Raw genomic sequence first — 22197 nt, forward strand, 5'->3', positions numbered from 1 at the left:
CCATGGCGACATTTACCGTAAACGGCCGAACCGTATCGGTCGAGAAGAATCAGAAGCTGATCCGCTACCTGCGGGACGAGCTGCACCTGACCAGCGTCAAGGACGGCTGCAGCGAGGGTGCCTGCGGCACCTGCACGGTGCTGATCGACGGCAAGCCCACCCGGGCCTGCATCCCCCAGACCGACAAGCTGGAGGGAAAGACCGTCCTCACCGTGGAGGGGCTCAGCGACTTTGAGAAGGATCTCTATACCTACGCCTTCGGCACCGCCGGCGCGGTGCAGTGCGGCTTCTGCATCCCCGGCATGGTCATGTGCGCCAAGGCCCTGCTGGACAGCAACCCCAATCCCACCCGGGAAGAGGCGGCCTATGCCATCCGCAACAACATCTGCCGCTGCACCGGCTATGTGAAGATCATCGACGCCATTTTGCTGGCGGCGGAGGCGCTGCGGGCCGGGGAGATCCCCCAGGCCTCTTCGGACTGGTCCTTCGGCGCCCGGGTCCCCCGGGTGGACGTGCGGGAGAAGGTCACGGGCACCGGCGTCTATCCCGACGACGTGTATCTGGACGGCATGATCTACGGCAGCGCCGTCCGCAGCGCCTATCCCCGGGCCCGGGTCCTGGCCATCCACACGGAGGAGGCCAAGGCACTGCCCGGCGTGGTGTGCGTGCTGACCGCTGCCGACATTCCCGGTGAGAACAAGGTGGGCCACCTGAAAAAGGACTGGGACACCATGATCGCCGTGGGCGATATCACCCACTATCTGGGCGACGCCATCTGCCTGGTGGCCGCCGAGAGCCAGGAGATCCTGGCCCAGGCCAAGGCGCTGATCAAGGTGGACTATGAGGAGCTGCCCATGGTCCGCAGCCCCCGGGAGGCCATGATGACCGACGCGCCCCTGGTCCACCGGGACGGGAACCTGATGGCCCACCGGCACATCCAGCGGGGCAACCCGGCGGAGGCCATTGCCAAGTCCAAGCACATCCTGACTCAGCGCTTCTCCACCCCCTGGACGGAGCACGCCTTCCTGGAGCCGGAGTGCGCCGTGGCGTATCCGGACGGGGAGGGGGTCATGGTCCTCTCCACGGACCAGGGCGCCTACGACACCCAGCATGAGATCATGGGTATGCTGGGCCTGCCCGCGGAGCTGGTGAAGGTCCGCAACTGCCTGGTGGGCGGCGGCTTCGGCGGCAAGGAGGACGTGACGGTCCAGCACCACGCCGCCCTGATCGCCTATCTGACCAAGCGGCCCGTCAAGGTCAAGCTGACCCGGGCGGAGAGCCTGCTGATCCACCCCAAGCGCCATCCCATGGAGATGGAATTCTCCATCGGCTGCGATGAAAACGGCATCATTCAGGGCGTGGCGGCAGAGGTCATCGCCGATACCGGCGCGTACGCCTCCCTGGGCGGCCCCGTTCTGGAGCGGGCCTGCACCCACGCCGCCGGACCCTACAACTATCAGAATTTCGAGATCGACGGCTGGGCCTTCTACACCAACAATCCCCCCGCCGGTGCCTTCCGAGGCTTCGGCGTGACCCAGACCTGCTTCTGCATCGAGAGCCTCCTCAACCAGATGGCGGACCTGGTGGGCATCTCCCCCTGGGAGATCCGCTACCGCAACGCCATCCGCCCCGGCCAGGAGCTGCCCAACGGGCAGATCGTGGACGAGTCCACCGGTTTGGTGGAGACCCTGGAGGCCGTGAAGCCCTATGTGGACGCCAACAAATATGTGGGCCTGGCCTGCGCCATGAAGAACGCCGGCGTGGGCGTGGGCATCCCCGACACCGGCCGCGTCCGGCTGGTGGTGGAGGACGGCAAGGTGCACATCTTTGCCGGCGCCTCCTGCATCGGCCAGGGCCTGGGTACGGTCCTGACCCAGATCGTCTACGACCAGACCGGCATCGACGCGGAGCGGATCGTCTACGAGCGGTCCAACACCTACGCCGCGCCGGACTCCGGCACCACCTCCGGCTCCCGCCAGACCCTGTTCACCGGCGAGGCCTGCCGCCGGGCCTGCCAGGACCTGAAGGCGGCCCTGGCCGAGAGCGGCGGACTGGACGGCCTGAACGGCCGGGAGTTCTACGCCGAGTACCTGGGCAAGACGGATCCCCTGGGCGCCGACGTGCCCAACCCCGTCAGCCACATCGCCTACGGCTACGCCACCCAGGTCTGCATCCTGGACGACGACGGCCGCATCAAGCAGATCGTGGCGGCCCACGACGTGGGCAAGGCCGTGAACCCCCTGTCCGTGGAGGGCCAGATCGAGGGCGGCGTGGTCATGAGCATGGGCTTCGCCCTGACGGAGAAATACCCCCTGACGGACTGCAAGCCCACCGCCAAATTTGGTACGCTGGGCCTGTTCAAGGCCAATCAGATCCCCGAGCTGACCCCCATCGTGGTGGAGAAGGCCGGACTGAACGTGGCCATGGGCGCCATCGGTGTCGGCGAGATCACCTCCATCCCCACGGCTCCCGCCATTGCGGACGCCTACTACCGCTACGACGGCATCCGCCGCAACTCCCTGCCTCTGGAGGGGACGCCGTACAGCCGGAAGTGATGCTGCCGGTATGAGCCAAAAGGGGTTTCTGTGCTGGGGAGCGGCCAGCGCCTGCGTGGTCCCCTTGGCATGGGTGCTGTTTTTTCTCCTGTGCGGGTCTGCCGCGTCCGACGGCGAGGGCATGTTTGTCCTCTCGGTCCTGGTGCTCCCGCTGATGGGTGCCGGGACGGTCATGAGCGCGGTCTGGCTGTGGAGGATGAGACGGCGGTGCCGGAAACGGGACCGGCTGCCCTGGCTGATCGCGGCGGTGAATATGATCGCAGTTCTGGCGGGGCTTCCCATGGTGCTTGCCGGCATCCCCGGTTATATGTCGCTTCTGCTGGAATAGCTGCAAAATTGGGGAGCGGACGGAAACCTCCCGTCCGCTCCCTTAATCGACCGATCTGCGCTCCAGCGCCTCCAGCGCCGCCGCGGTGTCCACGTCGCTCAGCTCCGGCGCGGCGACCTCCAGCAGCGTCAGCAATTCCTCGTGGCGGCGGATCACGGCGCTGCCGCCCCGGTCTCCGGTGAGCGCCATCAGCTCCGGAAAGAGGGCGGCGGGGAAGATGCAGGGGTTGCCCCGCACGCCGCCGTGGCCCAGGGCCGCGATGCCCTCCGGCCGCAGGCGCCACTGCTCCGTCAGCGCCAGGATGCTCTCCCGCCGCAGAAGGGGCTGGTCCGACACCTGGAACAGCACGCCGTCGCAGTCTCGCAGGGCCGTGAGCCCCAAGTGGATGGTGTGGCTGAGGCCCTCCTGGGGCTGATCGTTGAGGATGGCCGCAAAGTGGAAATCCGCCGCCAGGCGCATGATCTCCGGGTACTGGGTCACCACCACGGTCTTGTAGAAGGCCTCCGGCGGCACGGCCTCCAGGCTCCGCAGGATCAGCTGGCGGCCCCGCAGCTGGGCGGCCAGCTTGTTGGCCCCGAAGCGCGTGGCGCTGCCGGCAGCCATGACCACGCAGCCCAGTTTCAGCCTCTGCTCCATTGTGTACCTCACCTCGCTGGTGTTAGTATATCCGCTTTCGCCCGGCCCAGTCAACGGCCAGGCTGAAACTTCCCATTGAAAAAGGAGGAAACCCCTATGAGCAACAGTGTCGGCAAAAGCGTTGTCCGGGTGGACGCCTATGAAAAGGCCACCGGGCGCGCCAAGTACATGGACGACCTCTGCGGCCGGGAGGCCCTGGTAGTGAAGATCTGTCACTCCACCATCGCCCACGGCTATGTCAAGTCCATCGACACCGCCGCGGCGGAGGCCGTTCCGGGCGTGGTCAAAGTCCTCACCTGCTTTGACGTGCCGGACATCCCCTTCCCCACGGCGGGCCATCCCTGGTCCACGGACCCAGCCCATCAGGATGTGGCCGACCGGCTGCTGCTGAACCGCCACGTCCGCTATTACGGCGACGAGGTGGCCGCGGTGGTGGCCGAGGACGAGGTGGCCGCCGCCCAGGCGGTCCGGGCGCTGAAGGTGGAGTACGAGGAGCTGCCCTTCGTGCTGGATGTGCAGAAGGCCATGGCTGACGACGCGCCCCAGCTCCACGAGAAGTACCCCAACAACATCCTGGCCCACACCGGCATCCGCAAGGGCGACTATGAGGCCGCCCGCCAGGAGCCGGGCCTCATCAAGGTGGAGGGCTGGTACGACACCCCCACCGTCCAGCACTGCCACATCGAAAACCACGGCTGCTTTGCCTATATGGAGGCCGGGCGCGTGGTGGTTGTGACCTCCACCCAGATCCCCCACATCGTCCGCCGGGTGGTGGGCCAGGCACTGGGCCTCCCCTGGGGCAAGGTCCGCATCATCAAGCCCTACATCGGCGGCGGCTTCGGCAACAAGCAGGACGCGCTGTACGAGCCCCTCTGCGCGTGGCTCTCCACTCAGGTGGGCGGCCGCCTGGTGAAGCTGGAGTGCAGCCGGGAGGAGACCTTCGTCTCCAACCGCGTCCGCCACGCCATCCGCACCCATATCATCTCCTACGTCCGCAAGGACGGCACCCTGGTGGCCCGGAAGTTCGAGGCCTTCTCCAACCAGGGGGCCTACGCCTCCCACGGCCACGGCGTGGTGGCCAAGGGCATGGGCGCCTTCCCCCAGCTCTACCCCTGCGACAACGTGGAGTGCGACTGCTGGAGCGTGTTCACCAACCGCCCCGCAGCCGGCGCCATGCGGGGCTACGGCATCCCCCAGGCCATGTTCGCCGGGGAGAGCCACATCGACGATATCTGCTTACGCCTCGGCATGGAGCCGGAGGACTTCCGCCGGAAGAATCTGATGCCCGTGGGCTACACTGACGCCTTCTCCAAGAACGAGCTGTACAGCGACACCTTCAACCAGTGCCTGGACAAGGGCATGGAGGCCATCGACTACCACCGTAAGCATGAACTGTATAAAAACCAGACCGGCCCCGTCCGCCGGGGCATCGGCATGGCGGTGTTCTGGTATAACACCGCTGTCTGGCCCATCTCTCTGGAGTCCTCCTCCTGCCGCATGGTGCTCAACCAGGACGGCTCCCTCCAGTTCCAGACCGGCGAGACGGAGATCGGCCAGGGCTGCGACACCGCCTATTCCCAGATGGTGGCAGACGCGGTGGGCGTGCCCCTGAGCGACGTCCACGTGGTCTCCTCCCAGGATACCGACATCACGCCCTACGGCACCGGCGCCTACGCCTCCCGGCAGACCTACATCGGCGGCTTCTCCATCGTCCAGACCGCCAAGGCCCTGCGGGAGCGGATCCTGGACATCGCCCACGAGCAGACCCGGATGCCGGTGAGCAACCTGGACCTGGTGGACGGCCAGATCGTCCGCAAGAGCGACGGCCGGGTGCTCAAGTCCCTGGGTGATCTTGCCACCGAGAGCCTGTACTCTACGGAGCACAGCCAGCACATCACCGCCGAGACCACGGCCCAGATCAAGTCCAACGCCTACTCCTTCGGCTGCTCTCTTGCCGAGGTGGAGGTGGATATCCCCATGTGCAAGGTGAAGCTTTTGAACATCGTCAACGTCCACGACTGCGGCCGTCTCATCAACCCCGCCCTGGCGGAGGCCCAGGTCCACGGCGGCATGTCCATGGGCATCGGGTACGGCCTCAGCGAGGAGCTGAAGTTCGACGAAAAGACCGGCAAGCCGCTGAACAACAACCTGCTGGACTACAAGCTCTCCACCTTCATGGACCACCCCACGCTCCAGGCGGGCTTCGTGGAGAATGCGGAGCCCACGTCCCCCTACGGCACCAAGGCCCTGGGCGAGCCGCCGGCCTGCTCGCCGGCGCCGGCCATCCGCAACGCCATCCTGGACGCCACGGGCGTTGCCTTCGACGCCTGCCCCATCACGCCTCATGTGCTGTACCGGAAGTTCAAGGAAGCCGGACTCATTGCAGAATAAGGGAGGGAACCACGTATGTATGACATGAAAGCACTGTATCAGGCCCAGTCTGTGGCCAACGCCGTGGCCCTCCGCCTGGCCCATCCCGAGGCCCAGATCATCGCCGGCGGGTCCGACGTGCTGGTCCAGATGCGGGAGGGCAAGCGGGCCGGCAAGGAGCTGATCTCCATCTACGGCCTTGACGAGCTCCGGGGCGTGACCATGGAGGCCGACGGCACCATCCGCATTGGCTCGCTCACCAGCTTCTCCCACATCACCCGGGACCCCCTCATCCAGCAGTACCTGCTGGTGCTGGGGGAGGCCGTGGACCAGGTGGGCGGCCCCCAGATCCGCAACATCGGCACCATCGGCGGCAACACCTGCAACGGCGTCACCTCCGCCGACTCCGCCTCCACCCTCCACGCCTATGACGCCATCGTGGAGCTGACCGGGCCTGACGGCGTCCGCCACCAGCCCATCCACGACTTCTACATCAAGGCCGGCAAGGTGGATATCCGGGAGGGGGAGATCCAGACCGCCATCCTGATCCCCAGGGAGAGCTACGAGAATACCCACGGCTATTACATCAAGTATGCCATGCGCAACGCCATGGACATCGCCACGTTGGGGACCTCCGTCAACGTGCGCCTCTCCGCCGACAAAAAGACGGTGGAGCGGGCCAGAGTGGCCTTCGGCGTGGCGGGCCCCGTGCCCCTGCGGGCGGCCACGGCAGAGGCCCTGGCCGCCGGCCAGATGGTCTCGGAGGACCTGGCGGAGCGGTTCGGCCAGGCCGTGAAGGAGGACATCAATCCCCGGGATTCCTGGCGCGCCGCCAGAGACTTCCGGATGCACATCGCCGTGGAGAGCGCCAAGCGGGCCTTTATTGAAGCGGTGAAACGGGCGGGAGGTGCGCTGTAATGGAAAATCATGTGATGCAGTATCAGACGGTCCACTTCACCCTCAACGGCAAGGCTGTGGAGCGGACGGTGGATGTCCGGGCCAGCCTGACGGATATGCTCCGGAACGACTACCGCATGACCTCTGTGAAGAAGGGCTGCGAGGTGGGGGAGTGCGGCGCCTGCACCGTCATCATCGACGGGGAGGCCTTCAACTCCTGCATCTATCTGGCAGTCTGGGCCGAGGGCAAGCACATCACCACCCTGGAGGGCCTTCTGGGGCCCAACGGCGAGCTCTCCGACATTCAGCAGGCCTTCGTGGAGGAGGCGGCCATCCAGTGCGGCTTCTGCACCCCGGGCTTCATCCTGACCGCCTGGGAGATCTTGGAGAGCGGGAAGGAGTACACCGACGCGGAGCTGCGCAAGCTGCTCTCCGGACACCTGTGCCGCTGCACGGGCTATGAGAACATCCTGCGGGCGGTGAAAAAGACCATGTACAAGCGCCTGGGCAAGGAACTGCCCCAGAGCTGAAACGGTTCAACAGGGGAGGCCCCCGGAAGGGGCCTCCCCATTTTTGTTTGACGGCTCCCGCCAAAAGGATTATAATAAAACTGAAGAGAGGAGGGTTCTCTATGAAAACCATCATCACCATCGGCAGACAGTTCGGCAGCGGCGGCAAGGAAGTGGGTATCCGCGTGGCCAAGGAGCTGGGCATCCCCTTCTACGACAAGGAGCTGCTTCAGGAGGCGGCCAAGAAGAGCGGTCTGTGCGAGAAGATCTTTGAAAATTTTGACGAGCGGCCCAAGAGCCTGCTGTACTCCATCGCCATGGACTCCTATATGTTCTCCCTGCCGGGCGCCGGCGCCGGGGACTCTCTGGAGCAGCAGGTGTATCTGGCCACCTTCAACACCATCCGCCACATCGCCGATCAGGGCCCCTGCGTCATCATTGGCCGCAGCGCGGACTATGCCCTGGCGGACAATCCCAATCTGCTGAGCCTGTTCATCTGCGCGCCTCTGGAGGACCGGATCGAACGGGTGGCCAAGCGTCAGAACCTGACGCCGGAGAAGGCCCGCCAGCTGATCATCAAGACCGACAAGCGCCGCGCCTCCTACTACGAGTATTACTCCTCTCAGAAGTGGGGCGCCGTGGACAGCTACGACTTCTGCATCAACAGCAGCTATCTGGGTCTCGGCCGTACCGTGGAGCTGATCCAGGCTATGGTGGCCCACAAGGAGTATCCCATCTCCAGCCCCACTGAGGTGGATCCCACCCAAGGCTGAGCGCAGCCCGAAACAAAAAACGGCCGGTCCTCAAAAGAGGGCCGGCCGTTTCTGCCGTCACAGATCCTTGTCCAGTTCCTTGTAAAAGGCGAAAGACTCCCGGAACTTCTCCTGGGCAAAGGCCTCCACCTGGGCCTGGTAGTCCGCATAGGCCGCCAGGAGCCGCTCTGCCTGGGGAGTCAGCACGGCGCCGCCGCCGTGACTGCCGCCGATGGTAGAGGAGAGCAGCTTGCAGCCGAACACGCCCTCCGCCGTGCGGATGATGCGCCAGGCCTTGGAGTAGGCCATCTCCATGGAGGCCGCCGCCGCCCGCAGGGACTTGTGTACCCGCACCCGCTCCAGCAGCGTGGCGATGCCGGGGCCGAAGCAGCGCTGGTTGTCATCGGTGTACATGCGGATGGTCAGCTTCAGATGCAGGTCCTTGTCCATGGGATACCCTCCCTTTCTCCGCCCGGACCGGGCTCTTTTTTTATCTTATCACACGGAGGCCAATTTGCAAAGGCCGAAAAATATGATAGAATAACAACTGTCAAGCAGCCGTCCGGAGAGGGCGGCATCCAGAGGGGAACACCGCCGCCCGGCGGCGGAGAGAGGAGAGGACCATGAAAAAAGTCAGACTGGGCCGCACGGAGCTGTACGTCACCAAGACAGCCTTCGGCGCCCTGCCCATCCAGCGGATCCCCAAGGCGGACGCGGTGAAGCTGGTCCGCCGGGCCGTGGATGGCGGCATCAACTACTTCGACACCGCCAATATGTACACCGACAGCGAGGAAAAGCTGGGCGAGGCCCTGAACGGCATCCGGGACCAGGTGGTGATCTCCACCAAGAGTGCCGGAAAAGATAAAAAAACGGTCCGAGCCCACATTGAGCAAAGCCTGCGGAGCCTCCGCACGGATTACATCGACCTGTTCCAGTTCCACAATCCCGCCGTTCTGCCGGACATCAACGACCCCGACGGCGTCTTTTCCGTGGTGCTGGAGGCCAAGCAGAAGGGCTACATCCGCCACATCGGCATCACCAACCACCGCTTGGGCGTGGCCCGGGAGGCCATCGCCTCCGGCAATTTTGAGACGCTGCAATTTCCCTTCTGCTACCTGGCGGCGCCCCAGGATCTGGAGCTGGTGGAGCAGTGCAAGGCGGCGGACATGGGCTTCATCGCCATGAAGGGCCTCTCCGGCGGCCTGCTGAACAACGCCGCCGCCTGCTTCGCCTTCATGGAGCAGTATCCCACCGTGGTGCCCATCTGGGGTATCCAGAGGGAGGAGGAGCTGGACCAGTGGCTGGCTCTGGCCGCCGATCCCCCGGCCCTGACGCCGGAGCTCCAGGCGGTCATCGACAAGGACCGGCAGGAGCTGGCCGGGGACTTCTGCCGCTCCTGCGGCTACTGCCTGCCCTGCGCCGTCGGCATCGACATCCCCCAGGCCGCCCGGATGAGCGCCCTGCTGCGCCGCTCCCCCTATCAGCCCTACATGAGCGATGAGTGGCACGCCAAGATGCACCAAATTGAGAACTGCATCCACTGCGACGCCTGCAAGTCCCGCTGTCCCTACGGGCTGGACACCCCGACCCTGCTGCAGAAGATGCTGAAGGACTACGACGAATTCTACGCCGTCCACCACAACGACTGACCCGCGAAAGGAGCCCCCATGCTGTTTCAAAATCAGGACTCCAGTTTGAAGCTGGAGGTATTCAACTATGAGCTGCCCGCCGACGGCGGCGCCCCCGACAGTGACGACCGCAACTGGCTGGTGCTGCGCTGCACCTGGACCGAGGACGGCGACATCCGCAAGGACTCCAACAGCTGTCTGCTGACCTACGAGCTGCGGGAGATGACCGCCGGGCTGAAGGTGGTCCGGGCGGGCATCAAGACCGCCTATGAGAGCGACTTCGTGGAGCCCTTTTTCTCCCTGGACCTCCGGGCGGAGGGAGAGGACGCCTTCCGGACCTGGGTCCGCTTCTTCCTGCCCAACACCATGGACGGTGAGGACACCGCCGAGATCGAGTGCGTCCTCACCCGGCAGCAGCTGTCGGAACTGATCGACGAGCTGGACCGGCTCTGCGCCAAGTTCCCCGACCGGGTGTGAGGAGCGGCCATGGAAGAAGCGTCTGTATTTGCCTCAAGCGGCTGCTTTCCCTGGATGCCCCAGCGGGCGGACCAGGTGCTGCAAAGCTGCTTTGACCTGGAATTTGAGACCCTGGCTCCGGGGCAGCGCCGGGATACCCGGGGCCGCATCGGGTGCCTCCTCCGGGGCACGGGGAGACTGGACACCGGCGAGACCGCCGGCCCGGGGTTTTTCTTTGGCGCGGCCCGGACCAACCGCCTGGAGAAGGTGGCGGCGGAGGAGACCCTGGAGGCCGGGACCGAGTGCCTGGTGGCCTGGTTCGACTTCGACGTGGTGCTGACAGTGTGCTACACCGCCTGCTGGTTCCACGCCCGGTTGATCCAGGAGATGGAGCAGGCCCTGGACGCCCGGCGACGGGCGAAAAAAGCGCCTGCGGAGCAATAAGTGCATTCTGCAACGGCAGAGAAACACACCGCCGGTTCGTCCGGCGGTGTGTTTTTTTAGAAAAATGCGGGGCAACCGGCGAAAGTTGCCTCCGGTTGGTTGTCATAACGCCGGCTTCGGGCTATACTGGAGGCCAGAAACAGCGGGGAGGCGGCGTATTTGACCTGTGAGGAATTGATCCGGCGAGGCCGGGAGGCTGCATCTATGACCCAGGAGCAGCTGGCGGAGCGGCTGGGCGTCAGCCGTCAGGCGGTGGGGAAGTGGGAGGCCGGCAAGGCAAGACCCACGGCGGAGAAGCAGGCGGGGCTGTCGGAGGTGCTGGGCATCCCACCGGAGGCCTGGGCCGCCGCAGCGGCGGAGAGGGCCGCGGAGCAGGAGGCCCCGGCGGTGCGCGCTGCCCGGCGCTGGCGGCGGCGGGCAGCGGTCCTGGCGGTGCTGCTGTGCCTGTCCCTGGCAGCGGACGGGGTCCTGCTGTGGTGCTTACTGGGCCCTGTCCCAGAGGGGGAGGCGGCACAGCAGGAGGAACAGCTGCTTCCCGCAGACACCTCCTATATGTTCCCGCAGCGGCTGGAACTCTCCGCGAAACAGGTGGAGGACTTCGGGGATATTCCCCTCTCCGCCGGCAGCGGGGTCGATGCTCCGACAGCGGAGGGCGGAACAGCGGAGACGGTGTTTATCGACCAGTTTCCCCACTCCTCCTGGCTGCAGATTGTCCGGGCCAACCCCATCAAGGAGAACAACACCGTTTTTTATGAGGTGTACGCCAGCTATCTTCGCTCCATTTTCGACGATCAGCCGGTGCAGCTGGGCAGCCTGATCGGCTACAACCACTATGTGGGGGACGGCCTGGACGATGCGGCGTATGTGGAGAACGTCCTGGGGTATGACTGCTGGAAGATCAGCCTCTCCTGCGGCGCGGCCTGCGTGATGAGCTGGTATTTCACCGCGGACGTGGACACCGGCATAGTCCGCCTGCTGCTGAGCGCCAGCGGGACCGGCGCGGCGGAGGAGTGTGACGTGGACGGCGACGGGGAGCTGGAGGTGGTGACCACCTTCGGCCTTCCCATGGCCTGGACCATCTACGACACCACCGCCTCCGGCCGCTGCGTGGCCTACACCTTGGATCAGGACGGCTATGGCACCGTGCCCCTCAGCTTCTCCCCGGAGGAGGGCTTCGTGGTCACGGACGATGCCGCCGTCATGGCCCGGTATCTGCTGGAGGAGAACTGCCTGAAGCGCCAGCCGGTCCTGTCCTTCTCCCTCCGGGACTACCCGGACGCGGCGGGCACGGCGCTGACCTTTCTGACGGAAGCGGAGATCTCCGACGGGAAGGACCCGGACACGGTCATTGACAACGGCACAGTCCGCACCACCCACCGCCAGCAGGCGCTGCTGGCCCTCCAGACCCTGTACGACCTGACGGGGCTGAAGCTGGAGTGTGCCCTCTGCGCCGCCGGAAAGGACGGAGTCGGCTTTTACACAGAGGATGGGGAGAACTGCTTTTACAATGTGACCTGGGGAAAGCGGTACGGTGGGGAGGGCTTCCTCTCCGGCTTCTCCATCGTCTGGAAGGAGGAGGCGGACTGGTCGCCCCTGGTTTTTTCCCAGGCCCGCCATCTGCCCGCCTCCATCACAGCCCCGGAGCAGTGGCTGAAAAACACCTGCTGGGACGATCTGCCCCTCTTCTGCGACGGACAGGTGCTGACGGTGGCGGCAGATCCCCAGGAGCGGTATGAGAAGGACCGGTACGTCGCCTGCCGCGCCGACGGCAGCTATTATGCCGCCCGCCTCCTGGAGACGGACACCGGATACGCCCTGGCCTCCTTCTACGGCCCCTATCCCGCCCTGGGAACGGCGGAGGATTGAACAGGAAAAGGCCGCTCCGTGAAACGGAGCGGCCTTTTGGCATATATGGGGAGCGATATTACAGGCTGTTGGCCTCGTCCACCACCTTGCGGATGGCGTCGGCGGCGTCGGCAGGGAGCTTGTTGAAGCCGCCCTCGGCGCTCTCCAGACCGGTGACATAGTTCAGCCGGTCCTGCATCCGGGCCTTCAGCTGGGCCACATAGTCCTTGTCGGTCAGGTCCGGCACAAAGCCCTCCCACTCCAGGATCTCGATATCCTCGAAGGGGCCCCAGGGCTTGAACTGGGCCTTGCCTTCCACCACGGCCTCCAGGATCCCCAGAGTGTCCTCCTTCTGGACCTTCTTGCCCATGAAGTCGCCGGTGTTGATGATGTAGCAGGCCACGTTCTTCTCCGCCACCAGCTTCTTGAACTTCTCATAGTCGTTGGCCAGGGGATAGGTGCGGAAGGGGTTGGCATAGGGCTCCACCACCAGGGCGTTGGGGTCCACGCCCTCCTTGAGCCGCTCGGCGCTGGAGCGCTTGGTGGCCAGGGTGGCGCCCATGACGGAGGCCAGGGAGGCACCCTTGAGCTTGACGATGGGGGGGATGGTGGGATCCTTCATGATCCAGAAGATGGCATTGACCGGGGAGTCGATCTTATCCACCCGGTTGGGGGACCACAGCTTGGACTTGATGGCCCGGCCGTTGCCGTTGCGGATGTCCTCGGTGACGCAGACGACCTTGCCGTCCTCATCCAGGGTGGCGGAACAGTTCTGCACCGTCAGCAGATACTTGTTGTCCGGCGCGTCCACGGGATAGTCGGAGGTCTTATCGAAATAGGTGGGCTCCAGGGCGATGGAGGCGCAGGTATCGGTGTTGATGATGAAGGCGTCGTCGTGGAGGACCTTGATGGAGGGGTACTTACCGTCGTGCTTGGCGTGGGTCAGGGTGGACTTGCCGGAGCCGCTGAGGCCGAACACCGCCGCCACGTACTTGCTGCCGTCGTCCAGGGTGTACTCCTTCTGGCCGCCGTGGCAGGAGGCGTAGCCGTTGCGGTTGGCGATGGCCCAGGCTAGCGTCAGCGTACCCTTCTTGTGCTCGCCGAAGTAGCGCATGCCCAGAATGGCGGCGCAGTTGGTGTCAGTGTTGAAGTAGCACAGGCACTTGGGGTCGCACACGGCCTCCTGGCCCGGGGCGCCGGTCCACTGGGGATCGGAGAAGATGTACACGTCGGGCTCCTTGCCGTCGCCGATGGGCTTGGAGGCCTTGTACATCTTGGTGTACTGATCGGACATGTACTGGAAGTTCAGCATCCAGTTGTACAGCAGGTTCTCCTCCCCCTCGGGGATCAGCAGGTGGGCCTTCACCATGAACTCCGGATCCAGGCCGATGTAGACCTGGGCGTGGTACATGGTCTTCCAGCGGGTGTCGTAGACCGCGTCCATGAGGATCTTGTCCAGCGCGGCGGTATTGACACCCTCCTTGCCGGTGATCCGACGGGCAGGGGCGTACCGGCCGGTGATGGAGCCGTCGTTGAACAGCAGGACCTTGGCGTCCGGCTCCAGGCCGAATTCCTCGCCCCGGTAGACGGGCATGTCGGTGACCACGGTGCCGGGGGAGTTCTTTGCCAGCTCATAGGCCTCACGCAGGGTGTTGACCTTGATGACGTTGTTGCCGTAGAAGGGGGCCTCGATGATGGAGCGGGTCTTGGAGAACCCCACCTTGCCGGGGCCGATCTCGGTTCTGGGATAATAGGCTTTGGTAGACATAACAACTCCTCCTTCTAAGGTTTGGAAATTCGATAGTTAAAACTTACTATACAGCGGATTTCCTAAAAATGCAAGCAAAAAAACGATTGCTTTCGTGATTATATCAAAAATTTTGACAAAATCTCCGATAGACGTGCAAATTCCTCCAAAGTCAGCCGCTCGCCGCGGACGTCGGCGGGAAGGCCGCACTCCGCCAGGGCCTGCTGGACCTGCTGGCGGCTGATGCCGGGCAGGGCGGAGGAGAGAGAGTTGGCCAGGGTCTTGCGCCGCAGCAGGAAGCCGCCCCGGACGCAGCGGAAGAAGAAGTCCTCGTCGGCCACGGTCACGGCGGGCTGGTCCCGGCGGACACAGCGCATGACGGCGGAGGTCACCTTGGGCGGCGGCAGGAATTTCTCCGGCGGTACGTCAAAGAGGTACTCCGTCTCCATCCGGTATTGGAGGAACAAGGAGAAGGCGCCGCCCTGGCCGGAGCCCTGGGACGCGCACAGCCGCTGGGCCACTTCCCGCTGGATCATGACGGTGACGGCGCGGAAGCAGTCTGTCAGTGCCAGCTTTTCCAGCACCGGCGTGGTGATGTTATAGGGCAGATTGGCGCAGACCATGGGGGTCAGGCCGGCGAACTTCTCCGCCGCCAGGGCATTGAGGTCCAGTTTCAGCACGTCGCCCGGCACGATCTCCACGTTGGGGAAGGGGGCCATGGTCTCCGCCAGCACCGGCAGCAGCGCCCGGTCCAGCTCCACGGCCACCACCTTTCCGGCCCGCTGGGCCAGCTCCGCCGTCAGGGGGCCGATGCCGGGGCCGATCTCCAGCACGCCGCAGCTTCCGTCGGCGCCGGAGGCCTCCGCGATGGCGGCGGGTACCGCCGGGTCGATGAGGAAGTTCTGGCCCATGGATTTGGAGAAGTGAAATCCGTGGCGGCCCAGCAGGGCCCGGATCTCGTCGCGGTCACAGAGGTTCATGGTGGTTCCGCCTTTCCGTAAAGTGGACTGTTTGAGTACAGTATACCAGAAACGGAGCCGGTTGCATAGCGCCGCGGACAGAAAAACTCCCCGGCAGCCAAAGCTGCCGGGGAGAAAACTGCATCGGGGAGGATCACTCCAGGATATAGACGGTACAGCCCCGCCGACCGAAGTTGATGCACTCCTGATAGGTTTCGTAGTACAGATCCACGATGTTGCCCCGGACGCCGGTGTCCTCGGCCACGGCCAGGCCGTAGACCACCGAGCCGTCGTTGGAGACGATATACATCCGGGTACCCAGCGGGATCACGCTCTTGTCCACGGCCACGGTGCCCACCCGCACGAAGGTGCCGGTAGCGGTGGTGTAGTCCGCTCCGCCGTGTCCGGCGGTGTAGGCGGTGGCGGTCATGGACTTGACGCCGGAGAAGGAGAGGACGGTGCCGTCCGTCAGGGTCAGGGTACCGCTGCCGTCGGCATTTTTCGCCACGCTGGCGATGCCCTCATTGATGTTGGCTGCAGTCTCAGAGGCGGTGCCGTACTCTATGATCTCATTGACCACAGTGCTGTCCAGCTCCTCCACGAACTGGCGGGACAGCTCCTGGCCGTTGGACCAGACGATCTCATAGATGGAGGTGCGCACGCCGTTGGCGCCTTCCTGGACCACCTGTTCCGTGCCCTCCTTCATGGAGGGGTTGGACACCCGGATGGTCTCATAGGGCACATCCTCCGTGACCTCCTCATAGTAGGTCAGTTCCGAACCCACGGTGACCTCTACCTGATCCCCGGACACGTCCACGGCCACCATCTCCAGGGGGCCGGGGGTGATGTGGAGACGGCTGAGCAGCTTGGAGACGGTCTCGCTTCGGGCCTGGGTGGTGAGGACCTCGCCGTTGTGGCGGACCACCACCGTCTGCTTGGAGGTCAGGGTCAGATCGTAACCCTCCTGCCCGCTGGACAAGTAGACCAGCTGGGAGGAGATCTCCCTGACCTGGGAGGACGCGTCATCGAGAATGATGGCGGAGTCCTCGGCGCCGGTGAGAATATACAGAGCGTTGGCGTGATCCATGGTGATCCAGCTGACGCTCACCACCGTGGCCGCCACAAACAGGGGCAGGCCATAGCGCCGCTTGAGGTGATGCAGTTTTTTGAGCAGGTTTGTTCTGTTCAAAGTGTTACCTCCTGAATAGTCTTCCTCTCTCTCATTTTTTCCCAAATGAGGAGAGCCCATACAAGGCTCTCTCAGAGAAAAAACATTTTGTAACTTTTGTTACCGTTTGGAAAACTGGGGTTAGTATACACCCAACTCCCACTCTTGTCAAGTTTTTGCCGGGAAACAGATGTTATGTCTCCCACCTCGGACACTTTTTCGACAATTCCTTCTCAAAAACGATTTCCACAAAAATACAAAAGTGTAACAAAAAAATAACACCTGGAAACGAAAAAAGCCGCCCCGACTCTGTCGGGGCGGCAGGAGGGACCGGGTCAGGCCACGGTGGGGGTGAAGCCCAGGTCCTCCAGTTCGCTCAGGGCGGTCTTGACGCAGTTGTCGCAGCCGTCGATGGTGACGGTCTTGGTCTCCAGGCTCACCTGGAACTTCAGGCCGGCGGCGGTCAGGGCGTTGGTGATGCGCTTGACGCAGTTCTCGCACATCATGTCGGGGACGGAAATGACAGTCATTTGAAATTCCTCCTATATCAAATAAATGAATGACGGTGAAACGCGGCTCAGCGCATCATGCGCTGGATGGTGGTCACCAGCTCGTCCACCACCTCCAGCTTGCCGGACTGGATGTCCTGCACCACGCAGGTGTGGATGTGGCTGCTGAGCAGCTCCCGGGAGAAGGCGTTGAGGGCGGACTGGATGGCGGACACCTGGGTGAGGATGTCCACGCAGTAGGCGTCCTTCTCCACCATGCCCCGGACGCCCCGGACCTGGCCCTCGATGCGGCTCAGGCGCCGGATCAGGGCGTCGTATTCCGCCTGCTGGCGGTGCTTGTGGCGGCAGAGGCACTCCTCCGCCGGGGGGGTGATCTCGTGTTCCATAGCGATCCTCCTTTTTTCTCCAAGGTGCGGCGTCACAGCTTGGCCCGGCTCAGCCGCAGGGCGTTGCCCACCACGCAGACAGAGCTGAGGCTCATGGCCGCTCCGGCGAACATGGGGGAGAGCAGGGGGCCGCCGAAGGGGACCAGCAGCCCCGCCGCGATGGGGATGCCGACGGTGTTGTAGCAGAAGGCCCAGAACAGGTTCTCCTTGATGTCCCGCAGGGTCAGACGGCTCAGCCGCAGGGCCCGGGGCACGTCCTGGAGGTCCGAGCGCATCAGCACGATATCAGCGGATTCGATGGCGATGTCGCTGCCGCTGCCGATGGCGCAGCCCACGGTGGCGGCAGTGAGGGCAGGGGCGTCGTTGATGCCGTCGCCCACCATCATCACCGTGCGGCCCTGGGCCTGGAGCCGCTCCACCACTCCGGCCTTCTCCTCCGGCAGCACCTCGGCAATCACCTCGTCCACGCCCACCAGGGCGCCGATGTGGTCAGCGGCGGCCCGGTTGTCGCCGGTGAGGAGCACGGTGCGGATGCCCAGTTCTTTCATCTTGGCAATGGCGGCGGCGCTGGTGTCTTTCACCGGGTCCGCCACGGAGATCAGGCCCAGCAGCCGTCCGTCCCGGGCGAAGTACATGGGGGTCTGGCCCTGGGCGGCCAGGCGGTCTGCCTGCTCCGCGAGGGCGGAGACGTCCACGCCGCCCTCCTCCAGGAGGCGGCGGTTGCCCGCCAGGACCTCCGCGCCGTCCAGCCGGGCCCGGAGGCCCCGGCCGGAGAGGTTCTCAAAGTCCTCCGGACGGACGGACGGTACGAAGCCGTTCTCCCGGGCGTAGGCGGTGATGGCGGCGGCCAGCGGGTGGGCGCTGACGGCCTCCACCGCCGCGGCCACCTCCAGCAGCTCCGCCTCCGCGCCGCCCAGCGGCACCACCTCCGTCACGGCGGGGGTGCCCTCGGTGACGGTGCCGGTCTTGTCCAGCACCACCGTGTCCACGCTGTGGGTGATCTCCAGGATCTCGCCGGAGCGGATCAGGATGCCGTGTTTGGCGCCCAGTCCCGTGCCCACCATGATGGCGGTGGGCGTGGCCAGACCCAACGCGCAGGGACAGGCGATCACCAGCACGGAGGTGAACACCCGCAGCACGAAGGGCAGCTCCTGCCCGGCGATGGCCCAGACCACGGCGGCGATCAGCGCGATGGACATGACCACCGGCACGAACACCCCGGCCACCCGGTCCGCCACCTTGGAGATGGGGGCCTTACGGCCCTGGGCGTCCTCCACGAAGCGGATGATCCGGGCCAGAGTGGTGTCCTCACCGGTGCGGGTGACTTTCACATACAGCGCGCCGTTGAGGTTGACGCTGCCGCCGATGACCTCGCTGCCGGTTCCCTTTTCCACCGGCAGGCTCTCGCCGGTCAGCATGGCCTCGTTGACGCTGCTCTCGCCGCCGGTGACGGCGCCGTCGGCGGGGATCCGGGCGCCGGGCTTCACCAGCACCACGTCGCCCACCTGGAGGGAGGAGGTGGGCACCTCCCGGCCCGTGTCCGCCAGGATGGCGGTGTCCGGCGCCAGGCGCATGAGGGCGGTGATAGCGCCCTTGGTTTTCTGCATGTTCCGGCTCTCCAGGAATTTGCCCAGGGACACCAGGGTCAGCACCACGGCGGCGGACTCGTAGTAGAGGCTGTGGACCTGCCCGGGATTGTCGGAGATCAGGAAGGTCATCACCACGCTGTACACAAAGGAGCAGGCGGAGCCGATGGCCACCAGGGAGTCCATGTTGGGATTGCCGTGGAACAGCGCCTTGAAGCCGCCCGTGAAAAACCGCCGGCCGCAGTAGAGCACCGGCACCGCCAGCAGCAGCTGCACCAGGGCGAAGTTGACGCCGTGGGTGTGCATGGACACGATGTCCGGCAGGGGCAGGGCCGGCAGGCCAAAGGGCAGCATCTGACCCATGGACACGTACAGCAGCGCCGCGGACAGCACAGCGGAGACGATTAGCTCCGTTTTCTGCCGCTTCAGCTCCGCCTCCTCGCCGCTCTCTTGGGCAGGGGCCGCGGCCGCCGCCTGTTCCCGCCGCTCCGGCTTCAGAGCGGCGCCGAAGCCAGCCTTCTCCACCTTGGCCACGATCTGCTCCGGTGTCACCTGCGTTTCATCGTAGCAGATGGTCATGACGCCGGTGGTCAGGTTCACGTCGCTGCGCTCCACGCCGGGCAGCTTCCGGGTCACCCGCTCCACCGAGGCGCTGCACGCCGCGCAGTGCATGCCGCTGATGTCATAGCGCTCTTCCCGCATGGGGACCTCCGATCTCCAGGGAATACCCCTGGGGGGTATTTTATCTGAGACACAGTATATACCCATGGGGGGTATTTGTCAAGCCCCGGGAAAAATCTTCTCCTCCCATCGGGAAAAATTCCCGAAAGCCCTTGACTTCCAAGGGAACTGTGGTATGATGGCCTTAAGAAATCAAACAAAAAGTTTTTCTGGCTAAAAATTTTTGTATGCAGGTGATGACGATGAAAGAGCAGATCAAATGGACCGCCAACCGCATGCCCAAGAGCGAGGACAAGAACCTGGAGCTGATGTCTCTGGCCAATGTGGCCAAGGCCCGCTTCTTCCACAGCAGCTTCCCCCAGTACTCCATCACGCCCCTGGCCCGGCTGGACGGCATGGCCAAGTATCTGGGCCTGGGCGGCCTGTTCGTGAAGGACGAGTCCTTCCGCTTCGGCCTCAATGCCTTCAAGGTGCTGGGCGGCTCCTTCGCCATGGCCCGCTACATCGCCAAGGAGATGGGCCGGGACGTCAGCGAGATGACCTATGACTATCTCACCAGCGAGGCTTTCCGCCGGGAGTTCGGCCACGCCACCTTCTTCACCGCCACCGACGGCAACCACGGCCGTGGCGTTGCCTGGGCCGCGCACCGGCTGGGCCAGAAGGCTGTAGTCCACATGCCCAAGGGCAGCAGCAAGCCCCGCTACGACAATATTGCCAAGGAAGGCGCCCAGGTGACCATCGAGGAGGTCAACTACGACGACTGCGTCCGCATGGCTGCCGCCGAGGCCGCCGAAACCAAGCACGGCGTGGTGGTGCAGGACACCGCCTGGGAGGGCTACGAGGAGATCCCCTCCTGGATCATGCAGGGCTACGGCACCATGGCCGGCGAGGCTGCCGACCAGCTGCGGCAGATGGGCATCAACCGCCCCACCCACGTGTTCGTCCAGGCAGGCGTGGGCTCTCTGGCCGGCGCCGTGGTGGGCTTCTTCACCAACCTGTTCCCCAATGATCCCCCCAAGTTCGTGGTGGTGGAGGCCCGGGCGGCGGACTGCCTGTACCAGGGCGCTCTGGCCGGCGACGGCAATCCCCGCATCGTAGACGGCGATCTGCAGACCATCATGGCGGGCCTCGCCTGCGGCGAGCCCAACATCCTCTCCTGGGACATCCTGCGCAACCACGTCTCCGCCTTTGTCTCCTGCCCCGACTGGGTCAGCGCCCGGGGCATGCGGATGCTGGGCGTGCCTGTCAAGGGCGATCCCACCGTCATCTCCGGCGAGTCCGGCGCCGTGGGCATGGGTCTGCTGGCTGCCATCATGGAGACCGACGAGTACAAGGACCTGCGGGATCACCTGGGCCTGGACCGGTTCAGCCAGGTGCTGCTGTTCTCCACCGAGGGCAACACCGACCCCATGAAGTTCCGCAAGGTGCTGTGGGATGGCGAGTATCCCACCGTCTGATGAACGCAAAAAAGGAAGGCCGCATACGCGGCCTTCCTTTTTTATTATGTATGGCGCTGTCAGCGGCTGCCGCTGAGGGTCAGGGCCTCCAGGACCTGGTAGCGCTCCATGGGGAAGGGCTTTTTCATCTGGAGGGCTTCCTCCATGTCCAGATCCACGATCCGGCCGTCCTTGGTGGCGATGACGCAGTTGCCCTTGCCGGCTGCCAGGGCCATCACCGCCTCGTAGCCCATGCGGCTGGCGGTCTCCCGGTCCCGGACGGTGGGGGAGCCGCCCCGCTGGATGTGGCCCAGCACGGTCACCCGGGGGTCGAGACCCAGCTCCTCGTGGATGCGCGCGCCGATCTCGGCGGCGCTGCCGGCGCCCTCCGCCACCACCACCATGTAATGGGTGGTGCCGGCCAGCCGGGCCCGGCGGATCTTTTCCACGATGTCCGCGTCAAAGTCCACGGGCCGCTCCGGGATCAGCACGGCGGTGGCGCCCACGGCGATGCCCACATACAGCGCCAGATGTCCTGCATGGCGGCCCATGACCTCCACCACAGAGCAGCGCTCGTGGGACTGCATGGTGTCCCGCAGCTTGTCGATGCACTCCACGGCGGTGTTGCAGGCGGTGTCGAAGCCGATGGTGTAGTGGGAGCAGCCGATGTCGTTGTCGATGGTGGCGGGGATGCCGGCCACCCGGAGGCTGCCGTACCCTCTGGCGGCGGCCTGGCGGCTCAGGGCCAGGGCCCCCCGGAAGGTGCCGTCGCCGCCCACAGCCACGATGGCGTCCAGCCCCAGCAGCTTGCAGGTGGCCAGGGCCTTGTCCCGGCCCTCTTCCGTCATGAACTCCTGGCTGCGGGCGGTGTAGAGCATGGTGCCGCCCTTGTCGATGATATGACTGACGCTGGAAGCGTCCAGGGGCACGAAGTCGCTGGCAATCAGGCCGTTCCAGCCCCGCCGGATGCCCACGCAGCTGATGCCCTGGTCCAGGGCCGTCCGCACCACGGCCCGGACGGCGGCGTTCATGCCGGGGGCATCGCCGCCGCTGGTCAATATTCCGATCCGATGGAGTTGCTGATCCATGGAGAGTCCTCCTTTTATCCCTTGGGTGCCCCGCGGCGCGGGGCGCTTTTTCCCTGATGATAGCGTTCTTTTGCTTCTCTGTCAATAACTTCTGAAAAAATATGGAAAATTTAATAGAAAACGATTAAATATTTGTAAATAATTTTAGTACAAAAAAGAGGCGGAGCATTCTCCGGCGTTCCATAGGGACAATTTGTGAACCTACCCATATAACTTA

General features: G+C 64.6%; 20 protein-coding genes. 11 read left to right on the plus strand and 9 right to left on the minus strand.

What is annotated here, in order from left to right; all coding sequences use genetic code 11:
* The first annotated feature begins 2 nt into the window (after positions 1-2).
* A complete protein-coding gene (xdh, locus tag ACVDHE_RS11490; protein WP_213038185.1) occupies positions 3-2555 on the plus strand; it encodes a selenium-dependent xanthine dehydrogenase in 2553 nt (850 codons plus the stop codon).
* 10 nt (positions 2556-2565) lie between these two features.
* The gene (locus ACVDHE_RS11495; protein ID WP_458884657.1) at positions 2566-2883 is read left to right on the plus strand and encodes a hypothetical protein; all 318 of its coding nucleotides are present in this window, start codon (positions 2566-2568) and stop codon (positions 2881-2883) included.
* Between the two features lie 42 nt (positions 2884-2925).
* Here ACVDHE_RS11495 and ACVDHE_RS11500 read toward each other — a convergent pair whose 3' ends face one another.
* Positions 2926-3519: a nucleotidyltransferase family protein gene (locus ACVDHE_RS11500; RefSeq protein ID WP_213038187.1), complete on the minus strand. Its 594-nt coding sequence runs from the start codon at positions 3517-3519 to the stop codon at positions 2926-2928.
* Between the two features lie 96 nt (positions 3520-3615).
* On the opposite strand from ACVDHE_RS11500, the gene xdhA reads away from it, so the two are divergent.
* The 4 genes from xdhA (at position 3616) to ACVDHE_RS11520 (ending at position 8068) form a co-directional block, all read left to right on the plus strand.
* Positions 3616-5910 (plus strand): xanthine dehydrogenase subunit XdhA, encoded by a 2295-nt coding sequence (xdhA, locus tag ACVDHE_RS11505; protein WP_458884658.1) that lies wholly within the window; start codon positions 3616-3618, stop codon positions 5908-5910.
* Positions 5911-5925: 15 nt separating this feature from the next.
* A complete protein-coding gene (gene xdhB / locus ACVDHE_RS11510) occupies positions 5926-6807 on the plus strand; it encodes a xanthine dehydrogenase subunit XdhB (RefSeq protein ID WP_458884659.1) in 882 nt (293 codons plus the stop codon).
* Positions 6807-7316, plus strand: a complete 510-nt coding sequence (gene xdhC, locus ACVDHE_RS11515) for a xanthine dehydrogenase subunit XdhC (protein WP_213038190.1) — start codon at positions 6807-6809, stop codon at positions 7314-7316. The genes xdhB and xdhC overlap by 1 nt, the downstream gene beginning before the upstream one ends.
* A 101-nt stretch (positions 7317-7417) precedes the next feature.
* Positions 7418-8068, plus strand: a complete 651-nt coding sequence (locus ACVDHE_RS11520; protein WP_458884660.1) for a cytidylate kinase-like family protein — start codon at positions 7418-7420, stop codon at positions 8066-8068.
* A gap of 57 nt (positions 8069-8125) precedes the next feature.
* Here the strand turns inward: ACVDHE_RS11520 and ACVDHE_RS11525 are convergent, their stop codons facing one another.
* A complete protein-coding gene (locus ACVDHE_RS11525) occupies positions 8126-8497 on the minus strand; it encodes a winged helix-turn-helix domain-containing protein (RefSeq protein ID WP_213038192.1) in 372 nt (123 codons plus the stop codon).
* Between the two features lie 173 nt (positions 8498-8670).
* Between ACVDHE_RS11525 and ACVDHE_RS11530 the strand changes: the two genes are divergently transcribed.
* The 4 genes from ACVDHE_RS11530 (at position 8671) to ACVDHE_RS11545 (ending at position 12441) form a co-directional block, all read left to right on the plus strand.
* Positions 8671-9696 (plus strand): aldo/keto reductase, encoded by a 1026-nt coding sequence (locus tag ACVDHE_RS11530; protein ID WP_458884661.1) that lies wholly within the window; start codon positions 8671-8673, stop codon positions 9694-9696.
* Between the two features lie 18 nt (positions 9697-9714).
* Positions 9715-10152: a WapI family immunity protein gene (locus ACVDHE_RS11535; protein ID WP_458884662.1), complete on the plus strand. Its 438-nt coding sequence runs from the start codon at positions 9715-9717 to the stop codon at positions 10150-10152.
* Positions 10153-10161: 9 nt separating this feature from the next.
* A complete protein-coding gene (locus ACVDHE_RS11540) occupies positions 10162-10575 on the plus strand; it encodes a hypothetical protein (protein ID WP_458884663.1) in 414 nt (137 codons plus the stop codon).
* A gap of 174 nt (positions 10576-10749) precedes the next feature.
* On the plus strand, positions 10750-12441 hold the full coding sequence (locus tag ACVDHE_RS11545) for a helix-turn-helix domain-containing protein (protein WP_458886177.1): 1692 nt from the start codon (positions 10750-10752) through the stop codon (positions 12439-12441).
* 58 nt (positions 12442-12499) lie between these two features.
* On the opposite strand, the gene ACVDHE_RS11550 is transcribed toward ACVDHE_RS11545, so the two are convergent.
* From ACVDHE_RS11550 to ACVDHE_RS11575, 6 genes are all read right to left on the minus strand, one after another.
* Positions 12500-14188: a phosphoenolpyruvate carboxykinase (ATP) gene (locus ACVDHE_RS11550; protein ID WP_458884664.1), complete on the minus strand. Its 1689-nt coding sequence runs from the start codon at positions 14186-14188 to the stop codon at positions 12500-12502.
* Positions 14189-14286: 98 nt separating this feature from the next.
* The gene (gene rsmA / locus ACVDHE_RS11555; RefSeq protein WP_458884665.1) at positions 14287-15147 is read right to left on the minus strand and encodes a 16S rRNA (adenine(1518)-N(6)/adenine(1519)-N(6))-dimethyltransferase RsmA; all 861 of its coding nucleotides are present in this window, start codon (positions 15145-15147) and stop codon (positions 14287-14289) included.
* Positions 15148-15280: 133 nt separating this feature from the next.
* Positions 15281-16315 carry a G5 and 3D domain-containing protein gene (locus ACVDHE_RS11560; RefSeq protein ID WP_458884666.1) on the minus strand — a complete coding sequence of 345 codons (1035 nt, stop codon included), beginning with the start codon at positions 16313-16315 and terminating at the stop codon, positions 15281-15283.
* A gap of 314 nt (positions 16316-16629) precedes the next feature.
* A complete protein-coding gene (locus tag ACVDHE_RS11565; RefSeq protein WP_213038200.1) occupies positions 16630-16824 on the minus strand; it encodes a heavy-metal-associated domain-containing protein in 195 nt (64 codons plus the stop codon).
* A gap of 47 nt (positions 16825-16871) precedes the next feature.
* A complete protein-coding gene (locus ACVDHE_RS11570; RefSeq protein WP_325225018.1) occupies positions 16872-17189 on the minus strand; it encodes a metal-sensing transcriptional repressor in 318 nt (105 codons plus the stop codon).
* A gap of 32 nt (positions 17190-17221) precedes the next feature.
* Complete coding sequence (locus ACVDHE_RS11575) at positions 17222-19477, minus strand: heavy metal translocating P-type ATPase (RefSeq protein ID WP_458884667.1); 2256 nt, start codon at positions 19475-19477, stop codon at positions 17222-17224.
* 221 nt (positions 19478-19698) lie between these two features.
* Between ACVDHE_RS11575 and dpaL the strand changes: the two genes are divergently transcribed.
* Positions 19699-20913 (plus strand): diaminopropionate ammonia-lyase, encoded by a 1215-nt coding sequence (gene dpaL, locus ACVDHE_RS11580; RefSeq protein WP_458886178.1) that lies wholly within the window; start codon positions 19699-19701, stop codon positions 20911-20913.
* Between the two features lie 59 nt (positions 20914-20972).
* On the opposite strand, the gene ACVDHE_RS11585 is transcribed toward dpaL, so the two are convergent.
* The gene (locus ACVDHE_RS11585; RefSeq protein WP_213038203.1) at positions 20973-21980 is read right to left on the minus strand and encodes an ATP-dependent 6-phosphofructokinase; all 1008 of its coding nucleotides are present in this window, start codon (positions 21978-21980) and stop codon (positions 20973-20975) included.
* Positions 21981-22197: the final 217 nt, after the last annotated feature.

The organism is Dysosmobacter sp. Phy (genome assembly GCF_054476235.1).

Coding starts and splice junctions, on each gene's coding strand:
- xdh (WP_213038185.1), top strand. CDS start 3: ATGGCGACATTTACCGTAAACGGCCGAACCGTATCGGTCGAGAAGAAT.
- ACVDHE_RS11495 (WP_458884657.1), top strand. CDS start 2,566: ATGAGCCAAAAGGGGTTTCTGTGCTGGGGAGCGGCCAGCGCCTGCGTG.
- ACVDHE_RS11500 (WP_213038187.1), bottom strand. CDS start 3,519: ATGGAGCAGAGGCTGAAACTGGGCTGCGTGGTCATGGCTGCCGGCAGC.
- xdhA (WP_458884658.1), top strand. CDS start 3,616: ATGAGCAACAGTGTCGGCAAAAGCGTTGTCCGGGTGGACGCCTATGAA.
- xdhB (WP_458884659.1), top strand. CDS start 5,926: ATGTATGACATGAAAGCACTGTATCAGGCCCAGTCTGTGGCCAACGCC.
- xdhC (WP_213038190.1), top strand. CDS start 6,807: ATGGAAAATCATGTGATGCAGTATCAGACGGTCCACTTCACCCTCAAC.
- ACVDHE_RS11520 (WP_458884660.1), top strand. CDS start 7,418: ATGAAAACCATCATCACCATCGGCAGACAGTTCGGCAGCGGCGGCAAG.
- ACVDHE_RS11525 (WP_213038192.1), bottom strand. CDS start 8,497: ATGGACAAGGACCTGCATCTGAAGCTGACCATCCGCATGTACACCGAT.
- ACVDHE_RS11530 (WP_458884661.1), top strand. CDS start 8,671: ATGAAAAAAGTCAGACTGGGCCGCACGGAGCTGTACGTCACCAAGACA.
- ACVDHE_RS11535 (WP_458884662.1), top strand. CDS start 9,715: ATGCTGTTTCAAAATCAGGACTCCAGTTTGAAGCTGGAGGTATTCAAC.
- ACVDHE_RS11540 (WP_458884663.1), top strand. CDS start 10,162: ATGGAAGAAGCGTCTGTATTTGCCTCAAGCGGCTGCTTTCCCTGGATG.
- ACVDHE_RS11550 (WP_458884664.1), bottom strand. CDS start 14,188: ATGTCTACCAAAGCCTATTATCCCAGAACCGAGATCGGCCCCGGCAAG.
- rsmA (WP_458884665.1), bottom strand. CDS start 15,147: ATGAACCTCTGTGACCGCGACGAGATCCGGGCCCTGCTGGGCCGCCAC.
- ACVDHE_RS11565 (WP_213038200.1), bottom strand. CDS start 16,824: ATGACTGTCATTTCCGTCCCCGACATGATGTGCGAGAACTGCGTCAAG.
- ACVDHE_RS11570 (WP_325225018.1), bottom strand. CDS start 17,189: ATGGAACACGAGATCACCCCCCCGGCGGAGGAGTGCCTCTGCCGCCAC.
- ACVDHE_RS11575 (WP_458884667.1), bottom strand. CDS start 19,477: ATGCGGGAAGAGCGCTATGACATCAGCGGCATGCACTGCGCGGCGTGC.
- dpaL (WP_458886178.1), top strand. CDS start 19,699: ATGAAAGAGCAGATCAAATGGACCGCCAACCGCATGCCCAAGAGCGAG.
- ACVDHE_RS11585 (WP_213038203.1), bottom strand. CDS start 21,980: ATGGATCAGCAACTCCATCGGATCGGAATATTGACCAGCGGCGGCGAT.